23 protein-coding genes are annotated in these 18,619 nt (G+C 38.7%); 17 read left to right on the top strand and 6 right to left on the bottom strand.

The annotated features are described in order from the left end of the window. Window positions 1-178: 178 nt before the first annotated feature. The 5 genes from DOT_RS13070 (at window position 179) to DOT_RS13050 (ending at window position 4,062) form a co-directional block, all read left to right on the top strand. Window positions 179-826 carry a hypothetical protein gene (locus DOT_RS13070; RefSeq protein WP_009619368.1) on the top strand — a complete coding sequence of 216 codons (648 nt, stop codon included), beginning with the start codon at window positions 179-181 and terminating at the stop codon, window positions 824-826. Window positions 827-829: 3 nt separating this feature from the next. Further along, window positions 830-1,087, top strand: a complete 258-nt coding sequence (locus DOT_RS13065; RefSeq protein WP_009619367.1) for a hypothetical protein — start codon at window positions 830-832, stop codon at window positions 1,085-1,087. A 333-nt stretch (window positions 1,088-1,420) separates the two neighbouring features. Beyond that, window positions 1,421-1,828, top strand: a complete 408-nt coding sequence (locus DOT_RS13060) for a phage holin family protein (protein WP_040412132.1) — start codon at window positions 1,421-1,423, stop codon at window positions 1,826-1,828. A 16-nt stretch (window positions 1,829-1,844) separates the two neighbouring features. After that, entirely contained in the window at window positions 1,845-3,377 is a 1,533-nt protein-coding gene (locus DOT_RS13055) for a S8 family serine peptidase (protein WP_009619362.1), read from the top strand. A 109-nt stretch (window positions 3,378-3,486) separates the two neighbouring features. Continuing rightward, a complete protein-coding gene (locus tag DOT_RS13050) occupies window positions 3,487-4,062 on the top strand; it encodes a phage holin, LLH family (RefSeq protein ID WP_083824094.1) in 576 nt (191 codons plus the stop codon). Between the two features lie 70 nt (window positions 4,063-4,132). On the opposite strand, the gene DOT_RS13045 is transcribed toward DOT_RS13050, so the two are convergent. Then, window positions 4,133-5,485, bottom strand: a complete 1,353-nt coding sequence (locus tag DOT_RS13045) for a transposase (RefSeq protein ID WP_040412130.1) — start codon at window positions 5,483-5,485, stop codon at window positions 4,133-4,135. Between the two features lie 417 nt (window positions 5,486-5,902). Here DOT_RS13045 and DOT_RS13040 point away from each other — a divergent pair, with 417 nt between their 5' ends. From DOT_RS13040 to DOT_RS32380, 12 genes are all read left to right on the top strand, one after another. Further along, the gene (locus tag DOT_RS13040; RefSeq protein WP_009619356.1) at window positions 5,903-6,931 is read left to right on the top strand and encodes a hypothetical protein; all 1,029 of its coding nucleotides are present in this window, start codon (window positions 5,903-5,905) and stop codon (window positions 6,929-6,931) included. Window positions 6,932-7,212: 281 nt separating this feature from the next. Further along, window positions 7,213-7,341: a helix-turn-helix transcriptional regulator gene (locus DOT_RS28670; RefSeq protein ID WP_083824096.1), complete on the top strand. Its 129-nt coding sequence runs from the start codon at window positions 7,213-7,215 to the stop codon at window positions 7,339-7,341. Then, the gene (locus DOT_RS30465) at window positions 7,319-7,468 is read left to right on the top strand and encodes a hypothetical protein (protein WP_157998455.1); all 150 of its coding nucleotides are present in this window, start codon (window positions 7,319-7,321) and stop codon (window positions 7,466-7,468) included. The genes DOT_RS28670 and DOT_RS30465 overlap by 23 nt, the downstream gene beginning before the upstream one ends. Window positions 7,469-7,496: 28 nt before the next feature. Then, complete coding sequence (locus tag DOT_RS13035; RefSeq protein ID WP_009619352.1) at window positions 7,497-8,159, top strand: hypothetical protein; 663 nt, start codon at window positions 7,497-7,499, stop codon at window positions 8,157-8,159. 259 nt (window positions 8,160-8,418) lie between these two features. Next, window positions 8,419-9,507: a hypothetical protein gene (locus DOT_RS13030; protein WP_040412128.1), complete on the top strand. Its 1,089-nt coding sequence runs from the start codon at window positions 8,419-8,421 to the stop codon at window positions 9,505-9,507. Next, on the top strand, window positions 9,476-9,814 hold the full coding sequence (locus tag DOT_RS13025) for a response regulator (protein ID WP_157998454.1): 339 nt from the start codon (window positions 9,476-9,478) through the stop codon (window positions 9,812-9,814). Before DOT_RS13030 ends, DOT_RS13025 begins: the two co-directional genes overlap by 32 nt. A gap of 15 nt (window positions 9,815-9,829) precedes the next feature. Further along, complete coding sequence (locus tag DOT_RS13020) at window positions 9,830-10,507, top strand: hypothetical protein (RefSeq protein WP_009619346.1); 678 nt, start codon at window positions 9,830-9,832, stop codon at window positions 10,505-10,507. Between the two features lie 134 nt (window positions 10,508-10,641). After that, window positions 10,642-11,403 carry a hypothetical protein gene (locus DOT_RS13015; protein WP_009619345.1) on the top strand — a complete coding sequence of 254 codons (762 nt, stop codon included), beginning with the start codon at window positions 10,642-10,644 and terminating at the stop codon, window positions 11,401-11,403. Window positions 11,404-11,871: 468 nt separating this feature from the next. Further along, window positions 11,872-12,036 (top strand): helix-turn-helix transcriptional regulator, encoded by a 165-nt coding sequence (locus DOT_RS28660; protein WP_009619343.1) that lies wholly within the window; start codon window positions 11,872-11,874, stop codon window positions 12,034-12,036. A 141-nt stretch (window positions 12,037-12,177) separates the two neighbouring features. Continuing rightward, window positions 12,178-12,870, top strand: a complete 693-nt coding sequence (locus DOT_RS13010) for a hypothetical protein (protein WP_009619341.1) — start codon at window positions 12,178-12,180, stop codon at window positions 12,868-12,870. A gap of 102 nt (window positions 12,871-12,972) precedes the next feature. Further along, a complete protein-coding gene (locus DOT_RS32385) occupies window positions 12,973-13,413 on the top strand; it encodes a DNA adenine methylase (RefSeq protein ID WP_009619339.1) in 441 nt (146 codons plus the stop codon). After that, entirely contained in the window at window positions 13,410-13,775 is a 366-nt protein-coding gene (locus DOT_RS32380; RefSeq protein ID WP_282433463.1) for a DNA adenine methylase, read from the top strand. The genes DOT_RS32385 and DOT_RS32380 overlap by 4 nt, the downstream gene beginning before the upstream one ends. 290 nt (window positions 13,776-14,065) lie before the next feature. Here DOT_RS32380 and DOT_RS13000 read toward each other — a convergent pair whose 3' ends face one another. From DOT_RS13000 to DOT_RS12980, 5 genes are all read right to left on the bottom strand, one after another. After that, a complete protein-coding gene (locus tag DOT_RS13000; RefSeq protein ID WP_009619335.1) occupies window positions 14,066-15,712 on the bottom strand; it encodes a hypothetical protein in 1,647 nt (548 codons plus the stop codon). Window positions 15,713-15,874: 162 nt separating this feature from the next. Next, window positions 15,875-16,654 (bottom strand): hypothetical protein, encoded by a 780-nt coding sequence (locus DOT_RS12995; RefSeq protein WP_009619333.1) that lies wholly within the window; start codon window positions 16,652-16,654, stop codon window positions 15,875-15,877. 138 nt (window positions 16,655-16,792) lie between these two features. Then, window positions 16,793-16,981, bottom strand: coding sequence for a hypothetical protein (locus DOT_RS12990; RefSeq protein WP_009619331.1), 189 nt, complete (start codon window positions 16,979-16,981; stop codon window positions 16,793-16,795). Window positions 16,982-17,032: 51 nt separating this feature from the next. Then, the gene (locus DOT_RS12985) at window positions 17,033-17,245 is read right to left on the bottom strand and encodes a DUF3006 domain-containing protein (protein WP_009619330.1); all 213 of its coding nucleotides are present in this window, start codon (window positions 17,243-17,245) and stop codon (window positions 17,033-17,035) included. A 54-nt stretch (window positions 17,246-17,299) separates the two neighbouring features. After that, a complete protein-coding gene (locus tag DOT_RS12980) occupies window positions 17,300-18,499 on the bottom strand; it encodes an MBL fold metallo-hydrolase (protein ID WP_009619329.1) in 1,200 nt (399 codons plus the stop codon). Between the last annotated feature and the right edge of the window lie 120 nt (window positions 18,500-18,619).

The raw sequence follows: 18,619 nt of genomic DNA, 5'->3' as shown, positions 1-18,619 counted from the left end.
TAAGGCGGCAAGTACTCACACTCACACTAAATCTCAGATCACGGACATGCCAACAAAACTTTCTGCGTTTGAGAATGACATCGGAGCCGGGGCAGGGTTAAATATTATTCCAAGCTCTACGGAGCCTACGTTAAATGCCGGTGATTGGTGGTACCAAGAAATTTAGAGGAGGGGAATCATGGCTGATAAAAATTTTCAAATGAGGCGTAAAAAGGCCGATGGGAGTTTTGATAATTATTTTCCTGTAACTAAGGCAGCGAATGTAAATATGAATGACGGTACTACGGTAGAAGCTAAAGTGGTCGAGCATTTGGCAACGAAAGCCACAGAATCAATCGCAGGGCATGTAACTGTAGATGGGCAAACCATCTTTGTAAACAACGGGGAGCTTACTTTGATAAACCCAAATAACCCAATACTATATAATCATGGTATCGAAAATTTAGTCTGGGGTACAGGCTATAGTACTGGCACAGGCGTGCAGTCGAAAGAGACTGACCACTTACATTTAGAAGCTGTAAATGGGGAACGGGCATATGTTACTCCTGTAAAGGTTGATCTATCCAACATAACAACATTGAAAGCTGACGTAGCCGTTACAAGATACTCGGCGGTAGGAAATCCCACATTTTATCTTATTGTAAGTTCTAATCCCGCTGGTTCAGCGTCTGTATATGATGCAATGCAAAGTTCGTTGGGCCTTACTGGAATTTTGGCTTTAGATGTTTCCGCGTTGACAGGAGAATACTATGTTCGAATCCATGCCAAATGTGCTTCGGATTCTTCATGGCTACATGCTGATATCAATAAAATATGGGGGGAGTAATCGATGGAAGAAGTAATTACACTTGAGCAGGTAGAGCAAGAACTAATACAACAAGGAGCAGATCCCAATGATTTCAACATAAAAATCACTGAAACAGGGTACTCTGTAACTCCTAAGTGGTTCTATGAAAATAAGCAAATTGCAAAAAACGAAGTTGGTCCCACAAAGGAAGATGTCGAAACTGTAGCGGACACTGTTGTTTACTTGATGGGAGAGGTTGAACGACTAAGTACAGAATTGGAGGCGTTAAAGAATGGTTAAATTATGGGCATTGAGGGTCAGTAAAGGATTGAGTACGATTGAAGAAGTGCCTGAAAGGTATTTAGCACAAATTAAATTAGAATTAGGTATTACGCAATAGACCGACGCAAGATGTGAGTGAAGTTTCTCTAGTGCACGATTTCAAATTGGCAAGCGCTTGCGATTTTCAAAATGAAACGCCTTAGATGAGGGCGTTATTTTTATGCACCGATATCAATGCCGAAAAAGCTTAGAACGCTACGGACTGTAACCGCATAGCCTAGAAGGACAGGACAAGCAATGAAGGTACTCCACTTAGATTAAATATAGGTAGCACGAAAGGATGGCGAAAGCGTGAATACGAGAGAGTTTAGTTTTAGCACCGTAATAGCTGCAGCTGGAACGATCGTGAGCGCATGTCTGGGTGGGTGGGATAGGGGATTACAGGCGCTCGTATATTGCATGATCTTAGATTACGTATTTGGGTTATTGGGTGCCATCAAAAACAAAAAGGTAAACAGTGAAACCATGTTTTGGGGAGGCATCCGAAAAGGGATTATACTTGCGGTTGTATCCTTAGCCGTCGTATTAGATCGCTTAGTAGGTAATAACGAGCCAATTTTTCGTACGATGGCTGTTTATTTCTACGTAGGCCGGGAAGGGTGGTCCATAGCGGAGAACCTGGGGATACTTGGTGTCCCCTTACCGGGGTCTCTAAAGAAAATATTGACACAACTCCAGGATAAAGGAGACGGAAAATGAGGAGGTGGATCTGTGAATGCTTAAAGAAAACAACGAAGTTCGCAAGCTCACTGGCGTTGATGTTTGGCATAACAAAGGTTATACAGGCAAGGGTGTGACCATCGTCCTATTAGACAACGAAGGTATGGCCAGGAACAACATGAAAGCATATTACACCGATGTCTTAGGCGATCAGACCGAGATTGGCCATGCTTCAAACGTTGGACAGGTAGCCCATGAGTTTGCACCGGATGCCAAGGTATTAATGCTTGACAACACACGTAACAAAGACAACGTATTTGAGTGGATAAAAGCTCATAAAGACGAGATTGACCTCATCAATGTTAGCCTAGCAGGGTTATATGGAAAGGAAACTCCCGATTATCTGCGGTATGAAGAGTTAGGCATCCCTCTCATATGCGCATCGGGTAATGATGATTACGAGGACAAGATTAGTTATCCTGCAGCCTATCCATTTACCATTGCTATAGGTGCAGCCACCAGGAAAGGCGACAGCGTCGCGGGATACAGTAATGAGGGCGCCATGCTGGATGCTGTAGCCCCATCAGGGATCTACGTCCAAAGGGATGATGGGTATACATGGTCGGTCGATGGAACCAGTTTTGCGGCACCAACAGCTTGTGGAATGCTTGCCTGTTATATTCAGTGGCGAAAAGAGCATGGATTGGCGAGATTACCACCCGAAGAAGCGCGAACATTTATCCGCGAAAACTGCAAAGACATTGAGGACAAAGGCTTTGACAAGGCAAGTGGTTATGGCCTTTTTTGTTTGCCTGAAACTTTACCTAAGGAGGTACTTATGTCCACTCCATATAATCGAACAATCCAATCCATTGTAATCCATCACATGGGCGATGGCCTTCCACCTGAAGTCTCTATTCTGCAGAGATGGAACCCCGAAGGCCTTGACTATCCGGAATACGATTATGGGATTGAAGCAGACGGAACAGTCCGGGTCGGAAGACCTCTTAATATTCAAGGGGCTCATACCTTAAGTGATAGGCCTCCATACTCACAGAAAGGATATCAGTGGTGGAATAGGAACTCTATCGGGATTGGTTTAGCTGGGGATTTCACAAAATACCCTATGCCACTTGCACAGTTTTACGCGCTAGTTAGCCTTGTGAATAGTCTAATGAGCGAGCATGGACTAACACTCGATAACGTCTATCCGCACGGACAGGTGACTTATACGGATTGTCCTGGATGCACCTACAGTAAGGTGCCCGCATTGATGGAAGGGAAATGGTCCTATGATAATTTTGAGCAAGCCATATTAAGAAATGAACAACAGGAGGTAAGCGATGTGTTTGATGTATGTGTAGTGTATTATACGCCCGCAGACTTTTCGGGGGCCCTCGTCGTAGCTAATGAAAATGGAGGATGCGCAATGTTTTGCCGAAATGGAGGGCCGAGCGTTCATGTTGACGTGAAGAAGGCTAAGAAGATTATTAACATTGGTGGTCCAGAGTTAAAGCTGCCGGGCGAAGTATGGCTTTCCGGTGACAAAGCAAAGGATACGCTCAAAAAAGTTGCAGCTACACTGTAAACCCTTGACTGTCCCGGACTGGTTTACAATAAGAGGAACCTGATCGCGCGTATATAGGGTGTGATAGGGCAGAGTGCTGACGGACGGGGTTAGGCGCTCATTAACTTAGATGAAAGGAATGATAAATATGGAAGCTCAATTAATTACAGTCTTCTCCGGTATCTTAACTGCTGTTGTAACGGGGGTAGGGGGCTACCTAATCAAATACATCAATCAAAAATTCACGGCTAATCAGGTCGAGTCTGCAAAAGAATTTGCCCTCGACGCCGTCAACCACATCGAGGAGATAGCTCCAGGACTCGCAATCAAAGGGAAAGCTAAGTTTGCAAAGGCCATTGAGGCCGCGAAGGATTTAGCGTCTAACCTCAACATTGATCTTACTGATGAGCAATGGGAAACATTCACTAATTCAGCCCTGAAACAAGCCCGGACAGAGTGGGAGTTGGCTAAGGGGAAATCCGAAGATGTGCCTGTAGTCGAAAATGTACAAGATGCTCCTGTTGTTGCTCTTGACGCCGCAGTGGCGGCCACGTCTGAACCTAAGTCTATTGTCGATGTTGTAAGCGACACCTTAAATCAAGTAGGTGAGCAAGCCAAGACCCAGGCCGTGAACGATCTCACAGCAAAGATCACAGCTGTTGTGCAGGAGGCTGTGCAGCCGGTCGTTACTCTGCCAGTAAGCTAAATATGAGCATAGCGAAAGCCCCGAGCCGTAATGGTTCGGGGCTTTTTTACGTTTGCTATTTATTATTTTCTCAACTTTCGCACCCCAGTTGTGCGAATAAAGCCTTGATATAACTGGGCAAATCACTAATCCAGTTGAGTAGTTGACTAAGCGATTCTCTGTTCTTAGGTTTGTTAGGTAGTAGATCGAGTACAAATGCCATCAATTGGCGTAACGTTGTTTTTAAGTCTAAATCGTTTACTTCATCTGCAAAAAGGTAAAACAATCCTCCCAGTGAGCGTTCATCGTTGTTTTGTCTACGTTCCCATTCAAGGATAAGATAACGCGTAAAGACGATTGTCGTATGGCTAATCATCATATCAAATGACCGTCCTTGGAATTCAGTGCCCAGTTTTAAGCGTGATTTAGCCACTTTGAAAAAGGTCTCGATACTCCAACGCATCCCATAAATCCTAATAATCTCAGCATTATCTAAGGCAATATCTGTCGTTAGAATCGCCAACCAATCTCTGCGGTTGTTCCGATTCTGGACAAAGACAATCTTAAGAAATAACCCTGTTAAGGTTTGAACACGAACTGAGCCCATAATTTCTGCTTTAGGGTTTTTAGGGATTTTAGCATAAAGCTCACTTAGACTTAATGCATTCCCCTCAAAACAATAACGTTGTTTAAGCTCTTTTACCATCCCAATGGTGTGAAGTCCCTTATCCATCAGTTTTTGTAGAAGTGGGGCATGGGTAAACCAACTATCCATCAGAACGTAATCCGCCGAGAATCCCGCATTGAGAGCTCGTTCTAGCATTTGGACGACGGCATCCGGTTTAGGATTCATCGCTTCCATGCGACGCTTATAACCAATGGATCGTTTGTCCAAGTCCTCACGCATTTCACAAAGACGGTTTTTAACCTTAGCCGAACTCATCAACGTGAAATCTATGGGTGCAAAGCTGTAGCCATCAGACCAACCCAACGTGAGTAAGCTATAGCCGCGGATAAAGCGACCAGAAACATGGTCAAAGATCCGGGCTAAGAGTTCAACCTTCTTACTCCTTTCTCGTCCCATGACTGAATCATCGACGATAAAAACACGGATACGCTGTGCGGAGGTGAGTTTTTCAAACCGCCCAACAACCTTGAGACTGAGTAACTGATAGAAACGTCTCCAGTTATAACGGGATTCATTAAGAAACCGATAAACGACGTCTTTACCTGGAAGAGACTCTGCTCGGGCGCCTTCCAATAAGCGGTACAAATTACGGCCTTGGAAAACTAGCTGAAATATGATTTGGAAGACAGCGAAGCTTGAGATACCATAGGATTTGCGAATTCCTGTTGTTCGAAGAAGTTGACTTAACTTAAGAGAAGAAAAAATTAAAGAAAGTTGATTTGGACGCTGTTCAGACAGAGAGTTGTGTTGTAACATTTAGATACGCACCTTTCTGGTTTGGATTTAATGGTTGTTTGGTCACTTCCATTTTACCAATTGGAAAGGTGTTTTTCTGTCAATAGACAAGAATATTTTGTCCTAACCTAGATACATACCGGGTTAGAGGTAACTTTCGCTATGCGAAAGTTGAGTTATATTATAATACACATCGAGACTTTAACGTGCTTAAGATGGCTTGCATAGTTGGCAGCAGAATCAGTGTTTTGGCAGGAATGTTAGTTGGAATGCGATGAGGTCCTTACTATTTATTGTGAGGTCCTTTTTGTTTTTCGGACAGGTTTCCCCATACTTCGCGAGGGAGTTGTGAGATAATTAAGACACTCTCACATTCTCACATTGAGCGGAATAAGTTCGTATTACGTTAAATTTTGCAATCCATACGGGGGAAAAGGCATGAATGATAAGATAAAGGTATCTTTAAGGTTTCCGAGAACTCTTTTTGGGAGTGAACAATATTCGGTGGTATTTGAAGTAACAAATATCGGAAATAAAGCACTTTCTGAGATTGCAGTTAAACCCCTGTTGATTCCTGGGATTCCACTTAATAGAAAAGAGCTTCCTAGTAGTACTGAATTTGATAAATTACAGAATCAGAAGATGAAGCTACTAAAAGAGATGGAAGAGCAGATTGCTGAGGCGCTTGAAAGAGAGTCCAAGAAAAAAATGGGACGTACTGAAGTCCTTATTAGAGACCTATTTAAGATGTTTCAGGAAATTTCTATTTTTGTACCGATATTACCTTTTAAAGTTAAGATCAGTAAGGATGATCCTATACCCTATTGGGCAATAGAAGCTACAAGAATTAATGAATGGGATGATGTTGAAAGACTTGAGCTTGTCGTAATGGCAAACGAAACCGAAGAATCATTTTTGCTTAAGTCATTTTTAGTTAATAAGGATAAATTAAAGCGAGTCTTAACAAAAATATCGGATAAAGTTGTTGTACCTGAGAACAAGCTTAAATTAAATTCAATTACGTTGCAACCTGGTGAAACTATATCGTTTACTTTTAGATACAGAGCTCCTCATATTTATCGACAAAGAAGCTATGATTGTCAATTTAATGTTTCGTACCTTGATGAAGAGATACAGGTAATGGGAAATCATTCGGTTGGAGATACATTAACATTTTATTCTTCTCCATTTTCAGTACCTTTAGGATCAGCGCTCGGGGCCTTGGTCGGGTTTGGTGTAAAAAATACGTTTATTTCACCAGTTGCATGGCTTTCCAAAGAATTCTGGACTAATCTTTTTGGTAGTATGTTACTCGCAATTATTTTTGCTTTTATTACAGCAAGGTCTCCTCAGACAAAGAAATCGTTCACAGTGGAGGACTTTACGGGTGGATTTATTATTGGGGCAATCTGTGGTCTGTTCAGCGAAAGAGTTATTTCATACATCGGTTCAGTAGTTCCGAAGTAGCCGGAAAACGTACAGAAACTGACAAGAAAGGATCAAATAGTAGATAGACAAACGACGGTTATTAATAAGCTAGAAATTTAATAAGGGAGCATCACCATGAAAATCCTCTCAACCCCATCTCCGTCCTAGCTCATTTACGACTCTCACAGGAAACGATGAGAGTCTTTTAATTTACCTCGACCCCTTACGATACATTTTGTCAAACATATGCCATAATTAAGGACAAAAGAGGAGCAATCCCAATGCTCTAGTGTCAGCTTACTCAAGTAGAGTTAGCCGTCATCTCTGGAATTCCTCCTAGGTACCTAAGTGACATAGAAACTGGACGAAAAGTTCCCCAGATCAATACAATTGCAAGGTTAGCTGCGGGACTTGGGGTTACGATAGATGAGTTGGTTGGAATACGCTGAGGCGCTTACTATTGCGGTATGGGTCTTTTTTTATATTGCGGACAAGTTTCCCCTTATTTCGCAAGAAAGCTGTGAGATGATTAAGTTATCTTGTACCAATGGCAGTTACCTGACAGATCATCAATAAGTCGAGGAAACTATATAGGGGGAGAAATTTGAATAAGTCGGTATTCACGGTCGATGAGTTGATTGAATTTTGTAACAACAAATTGTCTATAGCGTCCTTAGTATTTAGTCGTAAAATAAAGATATTAGTTCGTTTTTTATTAGGCCTTACAATAGTATTTTCATTGAAAGCTCTAGAGATAATGTATTACTACCCCAATTTGTATTGGCACTATTTTGGTTATATTGGGTTTTCTTTAATACTTTTCTTAAGTGTATTTTTTATTAAAAGAAGAATGATAAACAAACTCCCAAAAGGTGTTACTCTTTCTCAACTGAGATTAGTAGGACTAAAAACTTATCTAGTATCGTGCAACATAACACGTAACGATCTTGAGCATATACAAAAGATCTTACTAAGGGAAGAAGTTAACTCAAAACCAACGTTTTTACTTGCATTACCTGGTGTGGCTTTAATTATTTTACCATTATGGAATGCCTTTCTAGTTAGGTATTTTTCATTTATGACTCTTGAAACTGCTATTAAATCTTTCAGTAAACTTTTTTGTTCTTTATTTGCTATTTGTATAATCTTATGGTTTGGTAATGCAATGATAATAAGTTTTAAAAAAGAAAAGTATCTTTCATTAATGGCCATTAATAGACTAATAGATGAACTTCTAATAAATGATTACGAATTAAATGACAAGTGAAAAATTAAGATTGATACTTGTCGATGGCGCGCCTCACACTGAATCCCCCTCCTAGTGAGGGGGTCTTTTTTGTGTTATGCCCTATTGTATATATTGAAAAAGATTGAGATTTATGTAATTATATGTCGTAATGTATGAAAAATTCAAAAGAACTTGACAAATAAAAGAAAATTCTATATTACGCAGGGTTTTGCATTGCTCTTGTAGAAGTTAGTTAGCTAATTTTACAAAAAGCATTAATGGGTTGGGGGTTATTTAGGTGGAGTATGAGTTGTACAAAGATTATGTTGCACAAACTGTGACCAATTCTTACCCAAAATATATAAGAGAGATAATAGCGAAGAAACTGGAAGAAAAGGGCATAATTATTAGTGAGCCAGAGCAAAAAGAGGAAAGTACGACAATTGAAACACGACTCTCTAAGAGTATGGAAGAACACAAGGAGGCAGTAAAGTTCATTGAAGAATGGGAGTTCATTCGCCCATACAAGCTTGCTGTTTTATTTAACCATTCTGGATTTAACCGTGAAAACTTAGAAAAGTTAATAGCAAACGGAGCAATAATTTCTTATGTGAAAGATATTGATGTATTTGACATTCTTCAATCGATCGATCCAGATAGCGTAGCGCTACCTAAGTTTGAGACTCCTACCCTTTATGAAGATGATGTGAAAATTTGTCTGAAATTTAACTTAAAATATAAGGGATATCTTCCTGGTACCGGAACGCAAACTAAACTTAAATATCCTGTTTTAGTTGTCATACATAAAGATTTACCTGTGCTAGAGGTTCGATTTGATCGAATTAACACATATTATAATAACGGAAAAACATTTTATCAAGACAAGATAAAACTAGCTACAACCTGGGTAGAGGTTAATTTAGGGATGAATCTTCAAAACTTTAATTTGCAGCCGATACTAGAGTATGTAGATAAATCTAAATTACCTGATTTAACAGTGAGTGCAAAGCGCATGAATTTAAAGAATGGCGGTATGGTAACACTAGAAAGTAGCAAGGATTATGTTTTGCCGCTACTTGGAGAAATAAAAGAACTCATGAAAGAGCACGAAGACGAATTTCAAAAAAACCCTGTGATTAAACAGCTCTTAATTGACTTCATTACAAATACAGAGGAAACATCCGATTTACCGTGGATTTCGTTATGCTGGAAGAATAAGGTAAAGACTAGGGAGATAGTAGTTAAATTTCAGCATAATTATTATAAGGAGGAATATACCTTGCTTCAGTATACGGGAGTTCTTAAAGAATTGGAGAGGATGGATAATGTTACAAAATACCTTATTCAGCTTAAAGATGAGCTTGACAAGCAGCCAGATATTATCTAAAGGAAATTCAGCTAAATTTATAGAGCTTATTCAAAGGTATAACAAGGGGGAATTAGTGTATCCGGGAGTGCTTATTAGAAAATTGGGAATATCGCAAACACAGGCATATAAAGTCCTTGACATGCTAAAAGAGCAAGGAATACTAGAAATAAATTATGAGGTATATTGTCATGAATGCAGCCAATTCAAAGGACCAATTTATGAAACTTTTGGGAAAATACCAGAAGAATTGGACTGCGAATGTTGCGGAGTTAAATTAGATCCATTGAATAATTCTATAGTAATCTATAAGATGATTGCTGATTGATAGGTGATAAGATTTATGGCCGGCGAAATGAATTCAAAGCAATATTTACTCGAATACCTTGAAGACAAAGAGAAAATGTTTAATGAAATCACAAGGCTTTCTCAAGATGAGAAGAAGCAATACAACACGTTGCTTGAGAATCTTATTGCAGTGAATAGTAAAAAAGAGGTTGGACAGAGGGTAAAAGGCAAGGCACTAGAGGATATTGTTTCATTTTTACTAGAAACGTCTAGTATATTCAAGGTTCAAAGAAATCTCCGTACAAGTACAAATGAAATCGATCAAATTATTGAACTTAGCTTTAGGGGTAAAGAATTTAAAAATTACATTGATATTCTAGGAGATGTCTTTTTGGGTGAATGTAAAAATTACAACAAGACAATAGGTGTTACCTGGGTTGGTAAATTTTATTCTTTATTACAGACTACATGTAAGCTAGGAGTTATTTTTTCTTATTTCGGATTATCAGGTAAAGGCTGGAATGCTGGATCAGGGCTTGTAAAGAAACTACACATTTCCAAAGAAGACTTCTCCCGCAGAATTTATATTATTAATTTTAATATTATAGATTTTAAGCTTATTAACCAAGGACAATCTTTTCTAAATATAATGCAAGCTAAAATTAGTGGTCTCAGAACCGATACCGGATTTTTAAAGCATATTTCTGATCATCCAGCTCAGCAAATGCACTAAGGCCCTCAATGATGTAGGGGCCTTTTTATTTTCGCGAGACAAGATTCCCCTTACTTCGCAAGAGAGTTGTGAGATGATTGATATAATGAGTTTTGAGTATGTAAATACTTTATTAGTTCGGAGAGGAAAAAGTAATGACCATTAATTTTAATATAGGGAAATATGACAACAATCAAAAAGTTTGGAGATATCTGGACTTCACAAAGTTTATTTCCTTGATGGATTCTGAGAAGTTGTTTTTGGCACGTGCAGACTCATTCACAGACGACCCCTTTGAAGGATCTTACCCCATAAAGAACATTGAAAGTAGAAAGTCAATTCCTGGCATAACAAGTGATTTATTGATTGAACTGGAAAGAGTAAATAAGAAATTTAAAGAATATGTATACATAAATTGCTGGCATGCTAATGATTATGAATCCGCTGCTATGTGGAATTTATATCTGAAATCAAACGAAGGCTTAACAGTTCAAACGTCATTAGGTAGATTGGCAAGATCTATAAAGAATGACAGGGACTATATTCTTCATATACATGAAATAAAATATATTGATTATTCAAAAGATGGATTTAATGATAATAATGTTATGGAAGCGTTTTGTCATAAAAGAAAAAGCTTTGAACATGAAAGGGAAATAAGATTGATCCGAACACTTCTTCAATATTCGGAAGCCAATGATATTTTGAATGATCCTAAAAATATAATTGTTCAAGGTGGTCTTGCGATTGACGTTGACCTTGATATTTTAGTAGAAAATATCTTTATTGCTCCAAATGCGCCAGGATGGTTCATTGACTTAGTAAAAGCAGTTTTAATTAGATATGATCTAATTTATAACACTAGTTTGTTCTCAAGAGTAAGGAAATCAGATCTAAGATTTGACCCTATTTTTTAATCTTATAAGCCTAGATATCAACGTGAGAAATAATTAACGACCCCAAATGAAACTGCTAATGCCCCCCTATCTCCGTCCTAGCCCACTTCGAACTAGACGGCACACCCCATCCAATCCGCCTCAAACTCAACGACAAAGAACTCAAGATCGAGCAGGTAGTATCAGTCACCGAAGAGAAACTCGCCGGCAATCGTATGCTTATCTTCTGATGCCAGAGTGAGATCAAGGGAGAGCTGCGACCTTTTGAGATCAAGTATGAAATCGGGACCTGCAAGTGGTTTCTTTGTAAGATGTAACCTCTGGAATAATACGAGCACAATTTATATCACGCTTAATTAAGCTGTTCATGGACAGTATCACCCAATATCCCTCATCGACGATGGGGGCCTTTTTATGTACTCATCGACTAAATATGACATGCTTTACTCAAGCCATGTGCAATAATTGGACTTAAGGGGAGTGATCCCAATGCTCTTGCCCAACCAAAACCTCGGAAAAAACATAACCAACTATCGAAAAGAACGTAAACTATCTAGGGCGAAGTTAGCCGCTATTGTTGGCATGGAGGCTACCCATCTGTATCGGATTGAAGCTGGTCTGAAAAATCTCAAATATTTATACTTGTACGATTAGTGGCTGCCCTTGGAGTCTCGATCCTAGAGCTGGTTAAAGAACGCTGAGTCTCCGTTGTGGTGGTGGCTTTTAACTTTGTAGACAAGTTTCATCTTAATTCGTAAGGAAATTTGAGATCATAGGTTGTAGGAGGAAGTCTATTTGATTGAAGATTTAATTGAGTATTATAAAACTAAAATAAGTGCATTTAGTCTCATTTTTACTCACGTAAAAATACAGTTTTATTTATTTCGCATTTCATTTATCATCTTTGCGATTTGTGTATTTCTTTTTTTATTTAGACTTACTATTTATCAGCCTAGCTTGTATAACATGCTTCCCATTGCTATCTCAATTGCTATATTTGCAGGAGCGACTCTGTGGTTGAATTCCAGATCAAAACTAGTAATTGAAAAACGTTATAATATTCGGCCAAAAGGATTCGTATGGAAAACAAGTGAAATTGAGAAGCATCAAATAAACTTGTTAAAGAACTGGCTGAAAGAAAACAAGTTGATTTCCAAAGAAAAAGTTAAAAGCTTGATTGAAATTCTTAAAAAGGAATCAGACCAGAGAAAACTTCCGTCATTCTTTTCCTCCAGTATTTTCTTGGCCGTGTCTGTCCCCGTGTGGGTACAGTTTACATCCGTAGAATTCAAACTAATAACTACTGTGAAAGAGGCATTAGCAACAACAATTGAATTAATGGGTGTAACGTTTACTATTGTAATAATTGCTGGAGCAGTAAAGGAATTGCTTGTAGATTTGCGTAAATTGTTGTTAAATACGGAGCCTCAGAGGATAATGCAAATAATTAAATTATTGGAGATAATATTATTAAAAATTGATGACTAGACAACGACTTTCACCAACAACTGAGGAGGCCTTTTCTTTTCCCCTAAATTACCCTATAACAGAACGTGTGTTCTGCCTATTGGCGAGATAGGGGTGGATAACTTGAATAGTCCAATCAAATGGATGGGCGGGAAATTTAGATTAAGAAAAACAATAGTAAGCATGATTCCAAAGCATATATGTTATTGTGAACCTTTTGGCGGCGCTGGCTGGGTTCTATTTGAAAAGGCTCCTTCTGCGGTTGAAGTATATAATGACATAAACCAGGAGCTGGTCAACTTCTTTAAAATCATAAAGAACAATTCTGTTGAATTCATTGAAAGAACAAATTGCCTCTTGATATCAAGAGAACTATTTCAAGGCTTTAGGAAAACGAATCCATTGATGATGACCGAAGTGGATAGGGCCGTCCGATTCTATTACTTATTGCATTTCAGCTTCGGGGCTCGAATGAAGACCTTTATGATTACGCCATTAAAGAGGCCACCCAGGGTATTAGAGAGAGTGAATGAAGAAGCTAATTTGGTTAGAGAGAAAGATTGATTAACACAGTCATTGAAAACAGAGATTACGGAGAAGTCATAAAAAGTTATGATCGGAGTTCAACGTTTTTCTATTGTGATCCCCCATACTATAATCTTACCGATTACCGTAGCCAGGGGAGCAGGCCGTTTGGAGATGAAGATCACATCAGATTAAGAGATTGTCTCTCTGGAATTAAAGGCAAATTTCTACTTAGTATTAATGATCATCCGGAAACGAGAAGATTATATGCCGGGTTTAACATTGAAGAGGTAAAGGTAAGATACTCTATTTGTAAATCCGATAAGGGTACAACTTACAAGGAGCTTTTAATAAGTAATTATGATACTCCAACTGAAACAGTTATGGATAATGCTGCTTGAATCTCTCTCATCGGTAACGGTGGAGCTTTTATTTTGGAACTAAAACTCAGTCTTAGTTTTTGGGCTAAAAGCATATACTTATTCGTGCTTTCTTTTACCAAGTAACTCACGAATGATATGCTACCGCTCTTTTAAAGTTTGGTAAGGGGGTCTTTAGCGAAGTTAAATTGCCTAATTCTAGAGAGAAGAAAATAATAGAGATTACGTCAAGTTTTCGCGTACCGTTTAAAAGAGGGGACGATTAATTATCACATCATAAATTTCTAATTAGATAGACGAAGTTGCGCCCCCTATTCATCAAAGTGTCTTACTAAAATTCCGACAGGAGATTTCTTCAACTTACTGTTATCTTTGATGATCGTTCTTCCGTTGGTTATCACTTCTTTAACAGAGGGTGCTCCAAGTACTAAAGCGGATATAGAGGATGCTGTAGTTATTATTGGATTAGAAGTTGAGGTCGCAGCCAGTGATAATCCACCTGAAACAATTAATGGTATGATATCTAATCCAAAGAACTTCTTCTTCCGGGCTGTTAGATCTTTAACTTGTTTTTTGTGATTATCTAAGGCATCTTTAATGTTATGAACCACGTGTTCAGTGACTTCTTTAAAAACATCTTCATCTGATATACTAATCTCTTCAATACCTTTAGAAATAGTATCACGAAGTTCAGAGAGGGCATTTTCTTTCCGTAACTTGATAATTGCCTCGTCACTTACCTTACCTATCAAAGGAAAATTAGTAGATGTAAGCACTTGTGATATCATAAAGCCTTTAACATCAGCTTGTTGATCCCTAGCTTGCTTAGAATCATACTCATACTTCCAAACCAGATACTCCCAGGAAGTAGGGGCATCAATCAAAGGTGATGAGTTTAGGCCTCCAGCCCTTAATACTACATCATTCATTTGTCTCATACGACCTATAGCATTGAACTTTAACTGAAGGCCCAATGGCATTGTCGCTAAATCATTTAATGCTAAAAAAGGCTCAGCCTGAATTTGCCATTTAAGGATTCTTTCTTCTAAACTAAGGTTCCTCCACTCTACATCGAAGAGGATTCTTCCTGGCTCCTTTACTAATGTCTTTAAATCCTCAATCGTAACGACTCCCGTTAGGAAACTATCCATATCTTCGGAACAAAAAGAAGTTCCAAAAATTTTGTTCAAGTGGGAGAGAACATTGTCTGTTGATACTCTGTTTAGTAGATCAAACTCTTCGGGGTCAATAAGTGAGTTATCGGCATTTACCACAATTATAGGTTTTTCAACATCTGCCAGAGCCAAACTCTTATAATTCATCGCATTTAATGCGTGCTTAACTAAATAAAAAACTGCTTTCTCTGGGGTCATTGTATTAAAGAAACTAAGAGTTCTCAATATTGGGTCTGGTAAAATTATGGTGTCGACATATAAGCCTGTGGAACAACCAATGTTCTGTAGGTATGACGGAAAAATGTCTCCTCCAAATACAGATTTAATTCCACTTAACTGTCTAATGTGTGCATTGACTACCGGAGAGTAATAATTCCAAAATTCTTTAATTCCATCTTCAAATTCCTCAAGATCTAAAGTAAATGCTCTTACATACTTCTGTATAGACGCCATATGCGAAGCGACCCTGTAGGGATCAAGTCTGTTTTTCTTCATTTGCTCATATGGTATCCCGAAAAACCTATCTAATAGAGCAAAGTATTGCTCTTGTGATTCTTTTAAAGGTATAGATAATAAAGCATCTTGCTGTTTCAAACCCATTACTCCTATAGCTATAGCGCGTACTCGACTGTCAACAGTTGACGGATCTACCTTACCATCAGATCCATACCTTACCCTTGTTAGAGAGTTAATTAATTCCATATCGTTTGGTATGTGAATTCTTCCACGTTCAAGTTCTAACTTCAATAGTTCAAGTGACTCACGTAACAAATCATCATGCACACTTAATTCCTCCAAATTGGCAATTTCACCATCACTTCACTAAAATTCCAAAGGTCTGGTTACTACATTCATATTCTCTCGGATTTTGAGAATACGCTATTGCGTAAGATCGCGCGACCCAATTAAAAAGAGGCCAACAGGACGTCGGCTCCTTGAATACATTCAAAATTCATTGCATTTCTGAATTAGATAATTTTGCGGATTTAGGGTCACATACCAGGCGTCATGAGTTTTCCCTAGATGAGGAATAATAATGTCTAAAGTTTCTTTATAATTCTCACTAAATCTATTGGATAATATTAACCCAAATTTGATATTTGTCCCTCTGAAAGTAACCATTTCTTCCTCTGTACAATAAAAAACAATTTCTCCGGTTTCTCCACTTTTGAGATATAAATTAGGATTTGGCTGATTTGAAGTGGAATTGTACCAATCCTGAATATATGTGTCTTTTTTATAAACCTTAGCATTCGAATAATACACTGTAGCAAAAGAATTACTTGTATTGGTGAAAAATAAAGATAAACATAGACTTACTTCGTTGTGTTCGAGTTTTATTATACCAACTTGAATATATAACTTTTGAGGTGCTTGTATTATTTCTAATAGTCTCGTTGCCTCTAATTTCCAATCACTTACAATAACGAAGGGCTGTAAATCATTTTTAAACCTTTCTTGCTCAAGTTGACTAAGCCTGCTGTTAATTTCATTGGCTCGATTAGATTGAACAATAGATGATATCCCTAATGCAACTGTTCCAAAAAAAGTTAATAAAGAACCATAAAAAATTAGTACGTCTGAAGCATCCCAGATTGTTACATATCCTCTATTAACTTTATACGTTTCGTTAATAATTAAAGGTATAAAAATGAAAATAATTCCCGATGCAACTCCTGCCAAAATCAATAATTCTTTCTTATTACCTATTTTGTTTATTTGCATTTCCTATACTCCTAATACAAAGTGATATTTCCGAAATACAATGATATTCAAAAAAACTTACATAATGTTATCCGACAACATTTATAAATTTATCGGTGCAGACGCGGTGGTCCCAGCCAGAGGTTGGGAGTTTCCTATCTATTCACTTGCTTTCTTCAACTCATAAACTGAATCCTCAATCGCTCTTACCGACTCGAACAATCCCACATTCGCCTCGCGCACACCATTCCGGACAGCGGTTTTTATCACAAAGTAAACGATGGTAAGACCAAGGACCCAGAAAACGAATAAGAGGAGGAGGTTCGTGAATTCGAATGAATCGTGCATAAAATCATCCTTTCATACGAAAAAGCCCCCAGCCTTGCTGGGGGCTGCTCATTATTCCCACATATTTTCCGTTAACTTAGTGATTTCGGCCTTTCTTCGCTGAGTTTCCACCTGATCAACCTGGTATTTACCATCAACCAAAACAATGACATCACCCGCTTTGGCTCCAATTGCAATTTTACTCTTAGGAATATCCTTCATTTGCCTCCCATCGAATTCGACAACTGCATAATCTCCTTCGAAACGATCAATTATTCCATTCATTACTGGTACCCCCTTATGGATTGCAAAATTTACAAGGTGAATAACCTTCATTAATCATAGCTTCTCTAGTAGACTTCGTATCGGCCTTATTTGTAGTTGGCAGATGTGAACATGAAGGAAGATGGAATTTCTTGGTTTTTGTATTATATACATAATGCACACAAGTCCTGTTGAAGAGGTTGGGGTGGGCGTCGACTTTACTGTTGAGTTGGTAGAAGCTGTTGCTTGAGCAGGAGCGGGGGCAACTGATACTGGTGCAACTGATTGACTTACAGTTGGAGTTGGTGCCCGGGGCTGAACTTCTGTAGCGATAGTATTAATCGTAATATTAGTTCCATCGGATTCCGCAACAATGGTGCCAGAAAGATCTGCCCGATAAACTTTAGCACCGATGTTCGTAAGACTATCCATGGTAACGTTTGCCGGGTGGCCATAGCTATTACCCTTGCCGACGGAGATAACAGCATACTTAGGTTGAACCTTGGTCAAGAAAGCAGTTGTACTTGAGGTATTGCTACCATGATGTCCAACTTTTAGGACATCAGATTTAAGATTATATCCGGCATTAATCATCTCGTTTTCGGATTGTTCTTGAGCATCGCCTTCGAAAAGGAAGGTATTAGTGCCATAAGAAAGCTTTAAAACTGCACTGTAATTATTAACATCCTCATAGTTTGCTGAATTCGGGGCTAATAAAAGCGCGTTAACCTCGGATCCAAGGTCAAGTTCCAACCCTGCTTTCGCTTCAGTGATCTTTAAGCCTTTGTTCTGGATCGCAGTGATTAGGTCCTTATAAGTCTGTGTGGTGGAATCCTTTTTAGGCATAATTACTTGGCCAATATCAAAGGTTTTAATTTGTGTATCCATTGATCCAATGTGGTCCTCATGCGGATGCGTGGCGATGACTATGTCTAGCTTGCTTACGTCCTGTTTTTTGAGGTAGGAAGTAATTGCGTTAGCATCTCCGTTGTTGCCCGCATCAATTAGGACATTTTTCCCGTTGGGGATCTGGATTAGGATAGAATCAGCTTGGCCAACGTCAATATAGGATACTTTAAGTTTTTGGCCAGGAACCACTGTAGTCGGGGCAGTGTCATTCGATGTCGCGGTTTGTTGATCCTGCGTTTGAGTCTGGTGTTGTTCTGCTGCCGATGCGGTGCTAGTTGTTGGTACGGCATTGCTTGAGCATCCACTTATCGCAAGTAATAGTGCAATGAATATGCCGGTGAGTTTCATTTTCCAGAAAGACCTCATAAAGTTCACTCCTTTTCCCTTGATTTTCCTTTAGAATAAAGACTTTAATAAATTCGATATTATCAGAGACATCCCTGCCATGTGACATTATTAACGGTTTTGCGACTCGTTTCATAGCGA

Origin of the sequence: Desulfosporosinus sp. OT, from assembly GCF_000224515.1 — a bacterium.
GTDB lineage: Bacteria > Bacillota > Desulfitobacteriia > Desulfitobacteriales > Desulfitobacteriaceae > Desulfosporosinus.
Note: the sequence above shows the minus strand (reverse complement) of the source record. Positions and strands in the feature narration are given on the sequence as shown.

What these genes read in the sequence shown, in the direction of transcription:
- DOT_RS13015 (WP_009619345.1), top strand. Translation starts at nt 10,642, where the DNA reads ATGACCATTAATTTTAATATAGGGAAATATGACAACAATCAAAAAGTT.
- DOT_RS13020 (WP_009619346.1), top strand. Translation starts at nt 9,830, where the DNA reads ATGGCCGGCGAAATGAATTCAAAGCAATATTTACTCGAATACCTTGAA.
- DOT_RS13055 (WP_009619362.1), top strand. Translation starts at nt 1,845, where the DNA reads ATGCTTAAAGAAAACAACGAAGTTCGCAAGCTCACTGGCGTTGATGTT.
- DOT_RS13040 (WP_009619356.1), top strand. Translation starts at nt 5,903, where the DNA reads ATGAATGATAAGATAAAGGTATCTTTAAGGTTTCCGAGAACTCTTTTT.
- DOT_RS13070 (WP_009619368.1), top strand. Translation starts at nt 179, where the DNA reads ATGGCTGATAAAAATTTTCAAATGAGGCGTAAAAAGGCCGATGGGAGT.
- DOT_RS12980 (WP_009619329.1), bottom strand. Translation starts at nt 18,499, where the DNA reads ATGAGGTCTTTCTGGAAAATGAAACTCACCGGCATATTCATTGCACTA.
- DOT_RS12985 (WP_009619330.1), bottom strand. Translation starts at nt 17,245, where the DNA reads ATGAATGGAATAATTGATCGTTTCGAAGGAGATTATGCAGTTGTCGAA.
- DOT_RS13045 (WP_040412130.1), bottom strand. Translation starts at nt 5,485, where the DNA reads ATGTTACAACACAACTCTCTGTCTGAACAGCGTCCAAATCAACTTTCT.
- DOT_RS13025 (WP_157998454.1), top strand. Translation starts at nt 9,476, where the DNA reads ATGAGCTTGACAAGCAGCCAGATATTATCTAAAGGAAATTCAGCTAAA.
- DOT_RS13065 (WP_009619367.1), top strand. Translation starts at nt 830, where the DNA reads ATGGAAGAAGTAATTACACTTGAGCAGGTAGAGCAAGAACTAATACAA.
- DOT_RS12990 (WP_009619331.1), bottom strand. Translation starts at nt 16,981, where the DNA reads ATGCACGATTCATTCGAATTCACGAACCTCCTCCTCTTATTCGTTTTC.
- DOT_RS12995 (WP_009619333.1), bottom strand. Translation starts at nt 16,654, where the DNA reads ATGCAAATAAACAAAATAGGTAATAAGAAAGAATTATTGATTTTGGCA.
- DOT_RS30465 (WP_157998455.1), top strand. Translation starts at nt 7,319, where the DNA reads ATGAGTTGGTTGGAATACGCTGAGGCGCTTACTATTGCGGTATGGGTC.
- DOT_RS28660 (WP_009619343.1), top strand. Translation starts at nt 11,872, where the DNA reads ATGCTCTTGCCCAACCAAAACCTCGGAAAAAACATAACCAACTATCGA.
- DOT_RS13050 (WP_083824094.1), top strand. Translation starts at nt 3,487, where the DNA reads ATGAAAGGAATGATAAATATGGAAGCTCAATTAATTACAGTCTTCTCC.